Raw genomic sequence first — 15,102 nt, 5'->3', positions numbered from 1 at the left:
CCAATTCTTATACTATGACTAATTCTTATACGTTGACTAATTCTTATACTATGACTAAAGCTTATCACTTGACGTAACGTCAAGCACAAGCCCCTTTTTTACAATTTTCATATTTTTTCGCAACCTTCGGTACTTATGCAGCGTCAATTGTTTCACACAGTCCTTACTTGACCCAGTCAATTCCTTAATCAAAACAGTTTGTGATTGTGCGTTTACAACTAGATTTTAAACAACAGAGGTGGATCATATGAAAAAATGGCTAATGATTTGCATTACGTTACTATTTTTAAGCGGATGCAGCTTAACCGGCGGAGACAAGCCGCGAAGCAGCAGCTCCCCATCCGAGCAGCCGGCTTCTCCAGCAGCTTCGCCTACAGTTGAAGTATCAACAGCACCAACTAGCGAGCCTTCCGCTACGCCGGTCAAGAAGCTTACAAAGGAAGAGACGGCTGATGCGGTTGTTCAGGCGCTTAAAAATAAAGACATAGACGGACTGCGCGAGCTTATTCATCCAACAAAAGGAATCCAGTTCTCGCCTTACGTATATATTCAAAAGGATACCGCTCAAAAGTTCCAAAAAGACAAATTGCCTTCCTTTGATGATACTGCTTTATACGTATGGGGGGAGCATGACGGCTCAGGCGAAACGATTGAATTGACCTTCAAGGAGTATTACGAGAAATTCATTTATGATCATGACTATGCCAATAGCGAAAAAGTCGGCGCGGACGAGGTCATTCAAACCGGAAATATGGTGAACAATATTAAAGAAGTCTTTCCCGAAAGCTATATTTCCGATTATCATTTTAGCGGGTTTGACAAATCGTTTGCAGGGATCGATTGGGCAAGCCTGATCGTTGTAGTAGAGCAGCATGAGGACAACTGGTATGTCGTGGCGATTGCGCGTTCGCAGTGGACGGTATAAATATTGCAGGCAGAGTGGTCAGCATTTGCACAAATAAGCTTACAAAGAAGGACGCGGATGCCCGAGTTTCCAGCTTCCGTCTATAAAAAAAGCTTGCATGCCTTGGAATTACCAAGATCTGCAAGCTTTTTTGCAACTTTCGCGCACACATACTTTTTGCTCATTTGCAGTCTCCGCACGTGTCCAACACTCCTATTCGAAGCACATGCGGCTCTCATCTGACTAACGACATGGACACACGATCCGTTATTTGCGCTAAATCCGCCATTTTTTTGATTTCGCGGTCACACGTTCCGCTATTCGGCTTTAGATGGAGCTTTTTCTGCGTTTTATTGATCAATAACGGAACGTCTGTCACTTATTCACCTCAAACATGCGATTATGGGCATGATAACGGAACGACTGACCAGCTAACAGAAAGAGATGAAACTGCGATCAAGTTTGGGATTCCGACCGCTGTTGTAGTCCATTTTTTTTGATGAGATAACCCCTGTAAAGGATAAAACGGGCCCACAAAGGCGGACGCTAACGCTTCTCCAGTCCCAATCTTGCTTTTCGTTTCCCCCTCTCTTATTGCTTCTCCAATAGCTGCTCACCATCGACTTCTTGGAAATACCAAGACCTGCAAGCTTTTTTGCAACTTCCGTGCACACGCACTTTTCTGCTCATTTGCAGTCTTCACCGCTCACAGCACCTTATTACAACTTCCACAGGAGTTACATTGCTGCAGCATCGATATAGCATCCTCACTCGCTAGCGCTACTACGCATTCGCAGCACTTCCGCTCAATTGCAGCTCCACACGTATGCGACACCCCTATTCGAAATTTCGTAAAGAATGAAAAGGTGCTGCCTGAGAGGAACTGTTTATTCTTTGTTTGTTACCTTGGCCGCTGTGAAGCGACAGCCTCATCACATTCGCTAGATTTACTATACTCTTGCATAGCTACCTTAGCTATCTATCTCATTATCCCATTACTTTTCTACTCAAAGATTTGATAGTGCTTGCTTTTCTACTCCAAGTTTTCGAGCTTGCCAGCTTTTCTTTTCTACTCAAAATTTCTGATATTGCTAGCTTTTCTTTTCAATTTCAAGCTTGGCAAGCTTGTTCAGCAGCTCCTCCTTGGAGAAATGCTCGCCAATAAAAACAGCTACGTCATTCACTTCGCCCTGCGGATCAATTTTCATGAAATCGGATTGCTTATAGGCATATTGAAACAAGTAACGGCCAGCCGTATCGCTGAACGATACGATTCCCTTCGCCCGGTAGATGTCGCTGGGGAGCTCATCCAGCAGCTGTTCAAACTGCACGCTGTTCACTGCGCCCTGCAAATAGTAGGTTACCGACATGACATGGCTGTGCGAATGATGAAGGACATGATCGCCTTCATGCACATGACCTTCGTGCTGATGATTATGCTCCCCGCTGTGACTATGGCGATGCTCATGCTCACCATGTTCCACGTTATGCCCATGCCTTCCCAGTCCCATGTTATGCCCCTGCTCGCCATGCCCCACATGACGTCCATGCTCGCGCTTCTCCCAAACCGCTTCTATCGCCGCGGCGGGCTTTTCCTGCTCGGCATCAAGCCAGTCCCAACGGTCCAAATGGCAGCGAACTGTCGCAACAATAGGCGCATGGCTGTTATTTTCGCGCAGCAGCTGCTCTGCTTCCATACGCTGCTCCTGCTCCAGCCTATCGGATTTGTTAAGCAACAGCAGCGTAGCCGAGCGTATCTGCTCTAGCATGAGTTGATAGGTTTCTGAACGTTCAGACCTTCGGCGGGCAAGCAGCTCCGGCCCATCTACAACCGTAATAATAGAACGCAAATCTATATCCTTATACATTGCAGCCTCGGTAACGCCATCAATCGTCTCTAATGGGTTAGCCGCGCCTGTGGATTCAATTATTATTACATCCGGGTGATATTGGTCGATCAGCTGGCTAATTTCTATGCCCAAGTCACCGCGGATCGTACAGCATATGCAGCCGCTGAGCATTTCGGCCATCGGCACATCCCTGCTTACCAGCTGCCCATCAAGATTAATATCGCCAAGCTCATTCATAATAACGGCCGGCTTCAAGCCCTGTTGTTTATAACGCTCCAGAAGCTGTGTCAAAAATGTCGTCTTGCCGCTGCCCAAAAATCCGGACAGCAAATGAATAGGAATTACAGTACGGTTCATGCTCCCACCCCTGCTTGTCTTCAAAATTAATATTTTTCATCCGTGGTGCATCCTCAAACCAGGATGCCTGTGGCTTTTCTTCTTGTAATAGTCTATCCAACTGCCGATTAAAACGCAACGAGCCTCATTATGCATTGCATTTTGGCAAGGATCATAGTACGCTCTTGCAGTAATAGGGCTTGAAACATTACGGAGAGGAGACTTGTCATTTGAATGAGACAAACGTAACGATAGAGCAGTTGGAGACTCCTTATATCATGATAGATAGTGTCAAAATGGAACATAATCTGCGCAAAATGGCTGATGGCGCCAGAGAGCGAGACGTTGCATTGCGCCCGCATATTAAAACGCATAAGCAGCCTGAGCTCGCCAAACGCCAGCTGGAGCTTGGAGCTAGGGGCATTACAGCCGCTAAGCTCGCAGAAGCTGAGCTGATGGCTGCAGCAGGCATCAACGATATATTTGTCGCCTATCCTATAATCGGCAAGGTGAAGGCAGAACGCGCCGCCAGGCTCGCTGCAAGCGGCCTCCGCCTTATCGTCGGCGTAGACAGCATCGAAGGAGCCAAAATGCTCTCTCGCGCTGCTGAAGCGCATAACATTACGCTTGAAATCAGACTGGAAATCGAAACAGGGCTGCAGCGCACAGGCGTCGACATCGACAAAGCTGTTCTTATTGCAAAAACGATAGCCAGGATGAACAGCTTGAAGCTGACTGGAATTTTCACATACAAAGGCGCTGTACTTAACGGGCAATCCACTACCGAGCTTCGCGCTGCGGGTCATGAGGAAGGACAGCTGATGATTGCAGCGGCAGACCGGCTGCGGGCAGCTGGCATCGCTATCGACGAGGTGAGCGTCGGTTCCACGCCTACCGCTATGTATGCTGCTGAGATAGCCGGCATTACCGAAGTCAGACCGGGCACGTACATTTTTCAAGACCGCATGCAGGCTGAGCTAGGCGTAAGCAGCCTCGATGAATGCGCGGCGATTGTCTGGGCAACAGTAATTAGCAGGCCTGCGCCTGACCGGATTATTATCGACGGAGGAAGCAAAACATTCGCCACAGATATCCAGCCTGGCAAGCCGCCGCTTCATATGAAAGGCTTTGGTCATATTGTAGGCGATCCCGATGCCGTATTTGAACGCATGAACGAAGAGCATGGCGTTATTATAATTCGCCCTGAGACGACCTACGCTGTGGGAGACAGGATAATGATTATTCCCAACCATATTTGCAGCACCATCAACCTGCATAATTACGTTATTGTTAAACAGTCTGACGGACAGCTGCATAAAGCGGCTGTCGCGGCAAGAGGGCTTTTGCAATAGCAGGGCTGTCCTTGACAGATGCAAAAGGGGGTCCGACTATCCACTCAGGATAATCGGACCCCCTCTGTTATATTTGAGATTTACGATAAGCGGAGCTAATCGTATTTCAACATACTAGAACAAGCAAGCGCGAGTAATGATTACAAGAAGGATGAAAAGCACTAGAATTGCACCAGCATTAGAGAAAACTCCACCTACTCCGCATTGAGCGCCAGCTACTGGAAATGGAGCATTTGCGCCGCCAGAAACGTTAACACCGTAGTTCATTTGGTCATCTCCTTTTTTTTGAATGTACAGTATCCTATGACAAATTCAGCATTATGTATAGGCACTTCGGAAAATTGTGCGTTTGCTGATTTTTAGCTTGACTGTACATTAGCCCGCACCTTTTTATAGCAGTCCGTAATTCATCAGCTCTGACTCTGATTCAATAAAACGGCTGCTTAATTCTGCCGTCGGCATAAGGCATTGATCCGCTTTTCCGAATAAGCGATAACGGTTTTTTGCAACCAATTTATAGAACGCATCACGCACGATGCGCGGAACTATGATAAAAGCATAAAGCACAGACCATGCGCCGCCCAGCTCGCGGCATACGCGCAGCGCAGCCCCAGATCGCGTATAATGCTTCCCTCCTTGCAGCATAACGAAAGTATCTCTATAGTCAGCCGGCAGCTCATACCGCCGCAACAGGCTCCTTCCAGCTGCAGATTGAAGCGAAGCAAACCTGAATTTGCCATGGCGGTCATGACGAATGACAAACCGGGTAATGTGCTGGCATAGCATGCATTCACCGTCTATAAGCAATATATGTGGCGTCAATCTCATCAGTCCCTCTTTGTCTTCTCACAAATATCTTTCTTATATTTTAAAAGAAAACAAGCTGATTCGTAAGTTCTAAGCTTTATAGTACCGCACGCTAAGATGAAGTATTGTCCTACTCCAGCTTCTATTCTGCTCAGCTTTTCTCGTTCTATTGCTGCTGTCCGGCTCACAATTAAAAAGTCTGTTAAAGCCCTTTGCGCTTTACCTTTTTCACCGCTTCCTTGCTGCTTTTCACGCCAAGCTTGCGCAGCATTTTGTTCACCTGGTTTTTAAGCGTGCTCTCCGCTTTGTACAGCTTTGCTCCAATTTGTGACTGCGTATAGCCGTCTTCGATCAGCTCGAATACTTCCCGCTCCGCCTGCGTCAGCTGCTTCAGCTGCTCCTCACGCTTCAGCCTCGCATATTCCTTGAGCAGCACTTCCATAGCAGCTGGCCGATGATAAGCGCTGCGAATAGCATGCGGCAGCTCCTTAAAATTAGCCTTGTCGATATAATTGACCGCACCAGCAGTAAAGGAGTCCCTCATCAGCTCTTCATCGGAAGCAGAAGTAAGCATAATGATTTTGCCTGGCTTCAGCTCGCTCAGCTCTACAGCAGTGTGAATGCCGTCCAGCTCGCTGCCCTGCAAGTGTATATCCATCAGCACCACATCGAACTCAGAATCGGCATAAAGGGAAATGGCTTCTGCCGAGGTCGCTGCACTGGCACACACCTGCATGTCCGCTTCTTTATTCAAATACGAGGTCAGCGCTGCAACCCAAGCAGTATCATCCTCTACTATCAATATCCGAATTGGCTCCATGCTTCCTCCCTCGCTTTCATTTACTATTAATAAATAATTAGGAACAGGTACTATATTTTGAAAATAAGCTCAAACCGTGCGCCTTTCCCCGTTTCGCTGCTCCACTGCAGCTTTCCGCCGCTCTTTCTCATCACATTATAAATATATGATAATCCCAAGCCATAATTGTCGGCTGATGACTTCGTGCTGAAAAATGGATCAGCGACTCGGCTTAGCAGCTCTTTGGGTATACCAGGACCGTTGTCTTGTACTGCCAAAGAAAGCTTCCCATCCTCTCTCAAAATGCAAATGCGTATGCAGCCGCCGCCTTTCATAGCTTCAGCAGCATTCATTACTAGATTATAGATCGCTTCCCTTACATGAACCGGATCACAATTGGCAATCGGGTCACTGCAATAATCGGTATATACTGAAATATTGGAATCAGCCAATACCCCTTTGAGCTGCTCCAGCTGTTCATCGGCTAAATTATCGAGCCTAACAAGCTCGTTATGAATAACTATATCTTTCGTTCGCTCATGAATGCGGGAAACCATACTTTGCAAATGCGCCGAGGAGGCTTCAATGAGCTGTACATGCAGCAGCGCTTCCTCGCTCAATTGAGCCTCCCGCTTCAAATTTTCCGTGCTGATCATAATTTTCGCAGCATCATTTTTAACGGAATGATTGAGCAGCGCAGCGCCCGAGCTCACTGCCCGCATTGTCTCCTGCATGGGATCGTATTCAATGCGCAGCTTAATGCCTAGAACGCCATATACGAAGGCGCTTAATAGCGCGATGCCAAAGGATAGGATAATAAAAACGGCGATCCAGCTGAAGAAATCGAATTGCGGATTAAACACATAAACAATATGTATCAGCACCGCTACCGCCAGCAATGTCGGCACCATCATCAGTGTCGTCATTATCCGGTTGCGGCGCAGTCTGGCATTTTTTTCTTTCCAGGCAGCTCTAATAAGGATGGCGCAAGAAGCCATATAATATATTACTGCCCAGATTGAAAGAATGATTTCATTCCACTGCTTATCAATTCCTATTATCGTAAGCCCTATTGTAATCATTACAGGCACTATCAATAACAGGCTGATTCGGAGCATTACTGGCTTGGGCAGCTCAAAGCTGCTGTATACGATGCTGAACATCAGCACACCGTACGGCGAGAGCGTCTGGTTTGCCAAACTTACTATTTTTAATAAATAAGGTATATTATAATCTGCGAGCAGCCCCGTCAAGCCGCCTAAAGAAGACATGTATAGGAAAAAGGCCGCCCACCTATTTATCCGATTGCCGCGGTCAACGATGAGCAATACGGTAGCGGCTGCGCACAGCGCTATGAAATAGTAAAGCATGCCATTCACCCCATTACTTAAAGCTGAATGCTTAACAATCCGCTCGTTCTTCATTCAGCCTGTATATTAACAAATTACATTTTAATACCGCTTCCACAGCCCAGCTTATAGCCGGCAAGCAAATATGCTTTTGCGCTCCGCTGCAGCGAGGTTTGCTCAGAATATAGGGAGGGATCATCCTGCAGCTGATTGAATATTCTTTCTTCTGCCTGTCTGATACTGTCATCGCATGCATAAATATGAAATTGCTTCTGAAAAGCTATAATATTGGATTCAGGCTTCAAAATATGGGTAAGTTTAGGATCAAGCAGCCAGGAGCGGCAAACAAATATGGGCGGTATGCCTCGGAAAAATGCGCGCGCCTGCTCGAACGACTGCTTGACACGCTGCTCATCAAGCGGCTCCCCCTCTGGAATATGAACATTGAGCACTAGCTGCCCTTCTGGCAGCACTCTGTCCTCAGCCTCTATGCTGCTGTCCAGCGCAATAGGTTGAAACTGCAATCTGCCCAGCTTGAACAAACGAAGCTGAACATGCTCCTTCAGCCAGCCATACTCGTTGATCCCGCTTTCGCCAAAGTTTCTCTCGCATGTACGGCACCAGATCGCAATATCGGAAAAGGTATCCCAATATACACTATCCGCAATTTCACGCAGCTTATACTCTTCGTAGGCATCAACAGCCAGCCGGACAAAAAAATAAAGCAAAAACTGGCGATAGCCGCTTTGCTGCTTGATGGCTTCATAAAAAGTAGTCTGATCACTCAAAAATTGCTGTTTGAATGCTAGGTATTGCTCCTCGGATACTTGAAGCGCATAACGGTCAATCACTTGGCAAGCTTCTGCCTGCAGATTAATCCCGTATTGAAATTGTTTAATATCCACCGTACGCCTCCTCCTATTTACCTCTTATTGATTTTCTTAGTATATCATCTTTTCACATCTTACTATAAGCGCTTCCCCTTGAATGCTTCTTATGGTTTAGCCAAACCAATAAGAAGCCCTATGATAACGAGCCAGTACGGCTTTATTTTCCACCTGATTAATAATAGGAATAACAGAATTGCAGCGATCGCATCAAACCAGCTGCGAATGGACTCCATCGCGATCGGTTTGACAAAAGCAGCGGCTAGTATGCCGATAACCGCAGCATTAATGCCTTGTATAGCGCTTCTGGCATGGCGGTTGCGGCTAAGCTCCATCCAGAACGGCATGGCGCCAATCATAAGCAAAAACGCGGGCAAAAAAATAGCAATTGTCGCGAGCACTGCTCCAAACCAGCCATCTGTCAAATAGCCAATGTAAGAGGCAAAAGTAAACAACGGGCCCGGCATAGCTTGCGTCATGCCATAACCTGCAATAAAATCTTCAGCATTAATGAACCCGCTTTGTACAAATTCGCTTTCCAGCAGCGGCAATACAACATGCCCCCCGCCAAATACGAGAGCGCCAGCGCGATAAAACTTTTCAAACATACCGATCCATTCATATGGCAGCCCTCTTGCCAGTATAGGTAGCAGAATAAGAAGTGTCAGGAAGAACGTCAGCAGCGCCGCTCCTGTCTTTTTGGACAGCTGTACTGAACGTACTGCCGTATTTTGGAGCAAATCCGCTTCGCTTTTTACCGCCCCTGCGGCAATCCCCGGCTTGGAGAGCAGCACCCGGCCAATTATGGCCGCAGCCGCAATAACGATAATTTGGACAAAGGGATTCGGCCATAAAAGGATCGCCGCTAAGCTGACTGCCGCAATAGCTATATGCATCCAGGAAGACAGCAGCTTGCGCGACATATCGATAATCGCTTGAAGCACAATTGCCACCGCAACAAGCTTCAAGCCGTGCAGCCAGCCAAATTCAGCATCCGAGCTCAAATAAAATATCGCAAAGCATACAAGCAGCAGTACAGACGGCAGCGTAAAGCCAATAAAGGAGGCGACGCTTCCCAGCATACCTCCGCGCAGCAGCCCGATTCCCATGCCAACCTGGCTGGAGGCCGGTCCGGGCAAAAATTGGCCCAGTGCGACAAGCTCGGCATATTGTTGCTCTGTCAGCCACTTCCTTCTATTAACGTATTCATTATAAAAATAGCCTAAATGTGCTGTAGGACCTCCAAATGAAGTACAGCCCAGCTTAAACGATATCCAAAACAACTGCATGAGCTTTAACAAAAACGCCACCCGCTTTACCTTTTTAGCTTCTATTTTAGCTGTTTCTTGCATTTCGGTTTGTAAATCTATTGTAAACTGCGATAATTGCTGATAGTTATTAAAATTTTGCTATAATAGGAAAAATGCTTCTATTAATATACGAAACTAGTTTGGAGGGGAAAAGCATTACGAAGCAGCGTGAAACCGATAACGACCTGTTCGAGGAGTTTGATCCCGAGGACCCTAGTTTATATGAAGACAGTGAAGAGGATGAGCAGCTGGCGGAGGTGAGCAAGCAACGATCGCGCTGGATCAGCAAAATGATTATGATTGGCATCGCGCTTGCCCTGGTAGGCAATATACTCGCCTTCTGGCCTCAGGTTTATAACTTAAGCTCCATTCAATTTTTAATTAAAAACAATATTTTATCAAGCGATGCACATATACAGCAGTATAAAAAAGCAGTCGTAGTTATAAAGTCAGGCGATAGCAAGGGGACTGGCTTTAATATATCACCAAGCGGCGTCATCGTAACGAATGAGCATGTAATCAGCAATGCCCGTTCTCATATCGTCTCCTTTTCTAATGGCAAAACGTTTAATGCGAAAGTAATAGCGAGCGATGCCGCTATCGATACGGCCGTGCTGCAAGTCGTATCCAGCGATCCGCTGGATCTTCCGGCACTTCCGCTGGCAGCGGATGCGCAAATGGAAAGCAAGCTGGGAGCCCATATTTATGTGATCGGCAATCCGCTCTTCTTCCGTTTCATTGCCAACGAGGGAGCTGTAACAGGTTACACCGGGCTGCAGGACTGGACGCAGCCGGTTATGATGATCGATGCTCCAATCTACAAAGGAAACAGCGGCAGCCCTGTCATTAATGAGGAGGGCCAGGTCATTGGAGTTGTATTTGCTACTTCAAAAATAAAAATAAACGGAAAGAGCAACAATGTCGGACTTGCGGTACCCATCGAATATGTGATGCCATACATTCCGTAAGCCGCTCAAGCTTATTAGCAGCTATTCCGCCTTCAAGCAAACAGCTTCCAATGCCAATGTAGGCTTTGGAAGCTGTTTTTATGACTATTCCCCTTTATTTTTTCACCTCTTTCATGTAATCTTTCATGGAGGAGATGAGTTTATGAACTGGAAATGGTTTCGACCGATTTTATTTATGCTTTCAGCAATCATGTTACTTAGCGCATGCGGCGCCAAGCCGATTGCGGTTGACGGCCAAGCGCCGGGCAGCAGCATACCTATACATACAGAGAAGCCAAGCGATATCGCAGGCCAATCAGCCGGGCCGACTGACCATAATTCCGCTGAGAGCAGCAAGAACGACCCGCAAAACGGGGGAGAAGCGCCTGCGAAGCCGGGTGAGGTCACGACATCATCTGGAAAAAATAGCGGCAAGCTCATTGTTCATTTTATCGATGTTGGCCAAGGCGCATCACAGCTATTAATTGGACCAACAGGCAAAACGATGCTGATCGATGCCGGCAATAATGATAAGGAAGCTTATATTGTCGATTATTTGAAAAAGCAGCAAATTAAAAAAATAGATATTCTAATTGGTACTCATCCCGATGCCGATCATATTGGCGGGCTGGATGCCGTCATTCATCATTTTGATATCGGAAAAATATACATGCCAAAGGTGCAAGCCAATACGAAAACATTCGAGGATGTGCTGTTGGCTGTAAAAAAGAAAAATTTGAAAGTGACAACAGCTAAGGCCGGCGTTGTACTCGATTGGGAAGAAAAAGTGGAGGCAGAAATGATCGCGCCCATCGAAGCGTATACGGATACGAATGAAATGAGTGCCGTCCTGCGTCTGGTCTATGGTGATACGAGCTTTCTGCTGACAGGAGATGCAGAGAGCAAAAGCGAAGCAGATATGCTAAAGACAGGCGCTAGCCTGCAGGCAGATGTGCTGCTCGTCAGTCATCACGGGTCTAAAACCTCAACAAGTGAACCCTTTTTAAAGGCTGTAAATCCAAAGTACGCTGTTATCCAATCCGGCAAAGATAATAAATACGGGCATCCTGCCAGCAATGTACTGGATAGACTGAAGCGCCACAACGTCAAAGTGTACCGGAATGACCTGCAGGGACATATTATTTTCACTTCAGACGGTAAAATAATTTCGACTGCAAGCAAGCCTTCCACACTTCCAAATGCAACGAAGCTGCCGCCTAGCGCCAAGCCGTCTGCACCGTCGGGGCAAACAGCCGCAACACCTTCACCAGCGCCGCAAAAGGAAAAGCAGATTACAGCCAAAACGAAAATAGATAACGCAAAACCAGCGCAAAACTCGCTCGTCACAGTGACCGTTACCGTAACGGATGAAAATGGCAAGCCCGTCAAAGGAGCAAAAGCAGAGCTTACGCTAGGTTACAAATCGACAACCTCCAGCTATGAAGGCATAACAGATGGCAAAGGGCATGCGGAAATTTCCTTTCGCATAGGCAGGGCAACCAAGGATTTTACCGTACAGGGCACTATTGATGTGTCCTATGATAATTTGAAAGCTTCCGCCAAAACGAGCTTCACACCACAATAACGGGGGAATGGACCATGAAAGGCATTATAGATCGCTTCGAAGGCAACTTTGCTGTAATTGAGATAGGTGGCGCAACGAGCAGCGTAAATAAATCTTTCGTCGATTCTGCTGCCAAAGAGGGCGACGTCGTCACGCTTGTTGATGGCGTATGGCAGGTAGACGCTGAGGCAACAGCGGAGCGCAGCAAGCATATGAAAAGCTTAATGGATAGTGTCTGGGAAGATTAAAAGGCCGATGCCGCAAGGAGGTTCACTTCAATGTCTCTAGTAGGCGAAGAACGGAAAAAACATATATTGGAGCTTATCGAAGCGCATGAAAAAGTGACTGTTGATCATTTGGCAGACACTTTTGATGTTTCGCGGGAAACGATTAGAAGATACTTAAACGAGCTTGAAGCGCAGGGCAAGCTGAAAAAGGTGTATGGCGGTGCGATCAAAGTTTCTTATGGCAAAATAGAGCCGGCTTACACGGAAAGAGAAACGCAGCATATAGCGGAAAAGTCGGTCATCGGCAAAAAAGCGGCCGAGCTGATTAAGTCCAATGAATTTATTTTTATCGACGAAGGCAGCACTACGCTGCAAATCATCCCTCATTTGCTCAGCATTCCGGCATTAACGATCGTAACCAATTCCTTTTCTATTATCAATTTATTAATGAGATATGAGAAGCAGCAAGCATTTACGGGCAAAATCATATTTTTGGGCGGAGAGGTAAACTCGCTCCATCAGCGGGTATGCGGAACGTTTTCAGAAAAAATGCTTGAAAATTTCTATGTGGACAAAGCCTTTATTTCAATTGACGGAATCACCATGGACCATGGCATTACGAGCCTTGATGCTGCCAAGGCGACACTGTCCAGCCGCATTATTGCGATGGCTAAAAATAGCTACGTTGTAGCCGACCATTCCAAAATTGGCGTGCGTGATTATTATAAAATTTCCGATTTAAACGCGATCGACTATATTATTTGCGACAAACAGCCTCCGGCAGAGTGGCAGTCCTATTTAAAAGCTAATCATACTTACTGGGTTACCGCTAATTGAATCCGCTAATTGAATGCCTTATAAGGATAAATGGCTCCGCCGTCCTTTGGAAAGGCGCGTCCTTAGCCTAGGAAATGCCGTTTCAAGGTTCGTTCCGCTATTTTGCTTTCCACGCTATATCGCTGCTGCATGGCGAGCCATAGCGGAACGCCCCTTCCTTCTTTCCTTTTTTCTCACCTTCTTTCTATCCTTCTTTCTTTCCTTCTTCTTTCCTTATTTCTTTCCTCTTGTCAATCTTCAAGCTCAATCAACAATTTGAAGAAGCTGCCTGAATATAGGTGTTAAACCGTCAGCCATTCGCAAAAAGCCCAAATCCGTCGGGTGGACGCCGTCAACTGTGCATTCATGAAAGGCTGTGTCTCCAAGCAGCTGCGAGCCGTCAAAGAAATAAATCGCCTGGTCTCCCTTTTGCCTGCATTGCTGCACAAAGCCCTCCTGGAAAGCTCTTCTTTGTAAAGCTTCTTCCCTCATTACGGGATTGAACACTTCCTGTGCATAAGCAATTTTTGATACTACTAAAATAGGGGTGTCAGGATGCTTTTCCCTGTAAATCCGTACAAATTCCGGCATTGTATTTTTCAGCATATCTAGCCCCAAACTGTTCGCTTCATAATCCAGCACCAGCAAAGCGGGATTTTCAATCTCCGCGATATTATGCGCAAGCTCAGGCTCTCCCTTGCCGCTTCCCGAAAACCCTAGATTAATAAATTCAAGCGGTATGCGCCTGCTTAATATATTGGTATAGGCCATGCCCGGGCGCGCGGCACAGCCGCCTTGCGTAATCGAAGTACCGTAAATAATAACTTTCTCCTGAGACAAATAAGCAGGCGGCGCAGTTAATACCGCTTCTTCATCTAACCCGATAAACACTTCCTCCACACCCATATAGAGCGGAAAATGCAGGACGATGTTTTTAAGCTCAGTGCCATAATTGCTAAATAAAACCGTTTCATACTCCGAATCTTGAACAGGATACTTTGATACACCGCTAAATATAAACTCACCCTCTGCCTCAACATAACAATCAAACCCGCACTGTCCCGTTGCAGGCATATGCGTCATATTAGCTCTTTCATTCAGCTTCACACGAATCGATAAATGACTGGTGGTAGACTGAAACTTGATTTGTCCGCCGGCTGTATTGCCCGCCAAAAAATCAACCGCCTCCGGCAATTTATGCGAAGGGCGGACAGGCAGTCTGCGATATACATGATCCTGCTCCCGCCATGCAAAGCCAGCAACATAGAACGGCTCCTCTAATGGCGAATACCAGCGTATGCTGCCGCTCTCAACTTTACTTGCCTTCATATTCTCGTCATACTTTTCAATTAAATTTTCACCGTTAGAACTCATATTTACATCCCCCAAATCACTCATTGTTTTGTCGGTAGTTACCCTCTAGTCCCAACACACGTTAAATATTCTTTGCTTTTCCAATTGTTCCTGCGTATATTTGAAAATATTTCTTTTTAAATTCAACCGTATACGACCGAACAACGGTAACTAACGAAACTGACGAGATTGTCAATGCAGGATGGATGATGCAACAAGCAGTAGAAGAGGTGACACTGCGTTCAAGTTTGGGCTTCCGACCGCTGTTGTACGCCAATTTTTTGGCACCTAAGCACCTATGAAACCTGTAATGGTTAAATTGGCCTACAAAGGCGGACGCTGCCGCTTCTCCAGTCCCAATCTTGCTCTCCGTTACCTTTTTTCTTTTACTTAACAAATGTTGCTCGCAAGGAATGGACATGGTCACACGTTCCGTTATTTGCCTAAAAACCGCCATTTTCTTCGTTTCGCGGTCACGCATTCCGCTATACGGCTCCAAATGGTTACTTTCTGCGATTTATGGATCAATAACGGAACGTCTGTCACTTTGCCGCCTCAAAACTACGATTTCGAGCGTATTAACGGAACGTCTGACCGATTC

The 15,102-nt window shown here is 46.5% G+C and carries 15 protein-coding genes; 6 read left to right on the top strand and 9 right to left on the bottom strand.

From position 1 onward, the window contains the following. The first annotated feature begins 247 nt into the window (after positions 1 to 247). Complete coding sequence (locus tag ACRRU2_RS23035; protein WP_432505304.1) at positions 248 to 925, top strand: hypothetical protein; 678 nt, start codon at positions 248 to 250, stop codon at positions 923 to 925. A gap of 1,070 nt (positions 926 to 1,995) precedes the next feature. Here the strand turns inward: ACRRU2_RS23035 and ACRRU2_RS23030 are convergent. Continuing rightward, on the bottom strand, positions 1,996 to 3,111 hold the full coding sequence (locus tag ACRRU2_RS23030) for a CobW family GTP-binding protein (protein WP_331700700.1): 1,116 nt from the start codon (positions 3,109 to 3,111) through the stop codon (positions 1,996 to 1,998). A gap of 209 nt (positions 3,112 to 3,320) precedes the next feature. Here ACRRU2_RS23030 and ACRRU2_RS23025 point away from each other — a divergent pair, with 209 nt between their 5' ends. Then, positions 3,321 to 4,442, top strand: coding sequence for an alanine racemase (locus tag ACRRU2_RS23025; protein ID WP_331700701.1), 1,122 nt, complete (start codon positions 3,321 to 3,323; stop codon positions 4,440 to 4,442). A gap of 114 nt (positions 4,443 to 4,556) precedes the next feature. Here the strand turns inward: ACRRU2_RS23025 and ACRRU2_RS23020 are convergent, their stop codons facing one another. The 6 genes from ACRRU2_RS23020 to chrA all read right to left on the bottom strand — a co-directional run bounded on the left by ACRRU2_RS23020 (position 4,557) and on the right by chrA (position 9,573). After that, a complete protein-coding gene (locus tag ACRRU2_RS23020) occupies positions 4,557 to 4,709 on the bottom strand; it encodes a hypothetical protein (protein ID WP_331700702.1) in 153 nt (50 codons plus the stop codon). A gap of 123 nt (positions 4,710 to 4,832) precedes the next feature. Further along, a complete protein-coding gene (locus ACRRU2_RS23015) occupies positions 4,833 to 5,270 on the bottom strand; it encodes a thiol-disulfide oxidoreductase DCC family protein (RefSeq protein ID WP_331700703.1) in 438 nt (145 codons plus the stop codon). A 181-nt stretch (positions 5,271 to 5,451) separates the two neighbouring features. Beyond that, positions 5,452 to 6,069, bottom strand: coding sequence for a response regulator transcription factor (locus ACRRU2_RS23010; RefSeq protein ID WP_331700704.1), 618 nt, complete (start codon positions 6,067 to 6,069; stop codon positions 5,452 to 5,454). A gap of 50 nt (positions 6,070 to 6,119) precedes the next feature. Continuing rightward, entirely contained in the window at positions 6,120 to 7,418 is a 1,299-nt protein-coding gene (locus tag ACRRU2_RS23005; RefSeq protein ID WP_432505300.1) for a sensor histidine kinase, read from the bottom strand. Positions 7,419 to 7,492: 74 nt separating this feature from the next. Further along, positions 7,493 to 8,302, bottom strand: coding sequence for an acyltransferase domain-containing protein (locus ACRRU2_RS23000; RefSeq protein WP_432505298.1), 810 nt, complete (start codon positions 8,300 to 8,302; stop codon positions 7,493 to 7,495). Between the two features lie 89 nt (positions 8,303 to 8,391). Then, complete coding sequence (chrA, locus tag ACRRU2_RS22995) at positions 8,392 to 9,573, bottom strand: chromate efflux transporter (protein WP_331700726.1); 1,182 nt, start codon at positions 9,571 to 9,573, stop codon at positions 8,392 to 8,394. Between the two features lie 134 nt (positions 9,574 to 9,707). Between chrA and ACRRU2_RS22990 the strand changes: the two genes are divergently transcribed. From ACRRU2_RS22990 to ACRRU2_RS22975, 4 genes are all read left to right on the top strand, one after another. Beyond that, positions 9,708 to 10,562 carry a S1C family serine protease gene (locus tag ACRRU2_RS22990; protein WP_432505296.1) on the top strand — a complete coding sequence of 285 codons (855 nt, stop codon included), beginning with the start codon at positions 9,708 to 9,710 and terminating at the stop codon, positions 10,560 to 10,562. Between the two features lie 142 nt (positions 10,563 to 10,704). Continuing rightward, the gene (locus ACRRU2_RS22985) at positions 10,705 to 12,126 is read left to right on the top strand and encodes a ComEC/Rec2 family competence protein (protein WP_432505294.1); all 1,422 of its coding nucleotides are present in this window, start codon (positions 10,705 to 10,707) and stop codon (positions 12,124 to 12,126) included. Positions 12,127 to 12,140: 14 nt separating this feature from the next. Then, positions 12,141 to 12,353, top strand: a complete 213-nt coding sequence (locus tag ACRRU2_RS22980; protein WP_331700709.1) for a DUF3006 domain-containing protein — start codon at positions 12,141 to 12,143, stop codon at positions 12,351 to 12,353. Between the two features lie 30 nt (positions 12,354 to 12,383). Beyond that, on the top strand, positions 12,384 to 13,169 hold the full coding sequence (locus ACRRU2_RS22975; protein WP_331700710.1) for a DeoR/GlpR family DNA-binding transcription regulator: 786 nt from the start codon (positions 12,384 to 12,386) through the stop codon (positions 13,167 to 13,169). A 243-nt stretch (positions 13,170 to 13,412) separates the two neighbouring features. On the opposite strand, the gene ACRRU2_RS22970 is transcribed toward ACRRU2_RS22975, so the two are convergent. Continuing rightward, entirely contained in the window at positions 13,413 to 14,522 is a 1,110-nt protein-coding gene (locus tag ACRRU2_RS22970) for an SGNH/GDSL hydrolase family protein (protein ID WP_331700711.1), read from the bottom strand. 61 nt (positions 14,523 to 14,583) lie between these two features. Next, a complete protein-coding gene (locus ACRRU2_RS22965; protein ID WP_331700712.1) occupies positions 14,584 to 14,982 on the bottom strand; it encodes a hypothetical protein in 399 nt (132 codons plus the stop codon). Positions 14,983 to 15,102 lie beyond the last annotated feature (120 nt).

Origin of the sequence: Paenibacillus sp. GXUN7292 (assembly GCF_050864975.1) — a bacterium.
GTDB lineage: Bacteria > Bacillota > Bacilli > Paenibacillales > Paenibacillaceae > Pristimantibacillus.
Note: the sequence above shows the minus strand (reverse complement) of the source record. Positions and strands in the feature narration are given on the sequence as shown.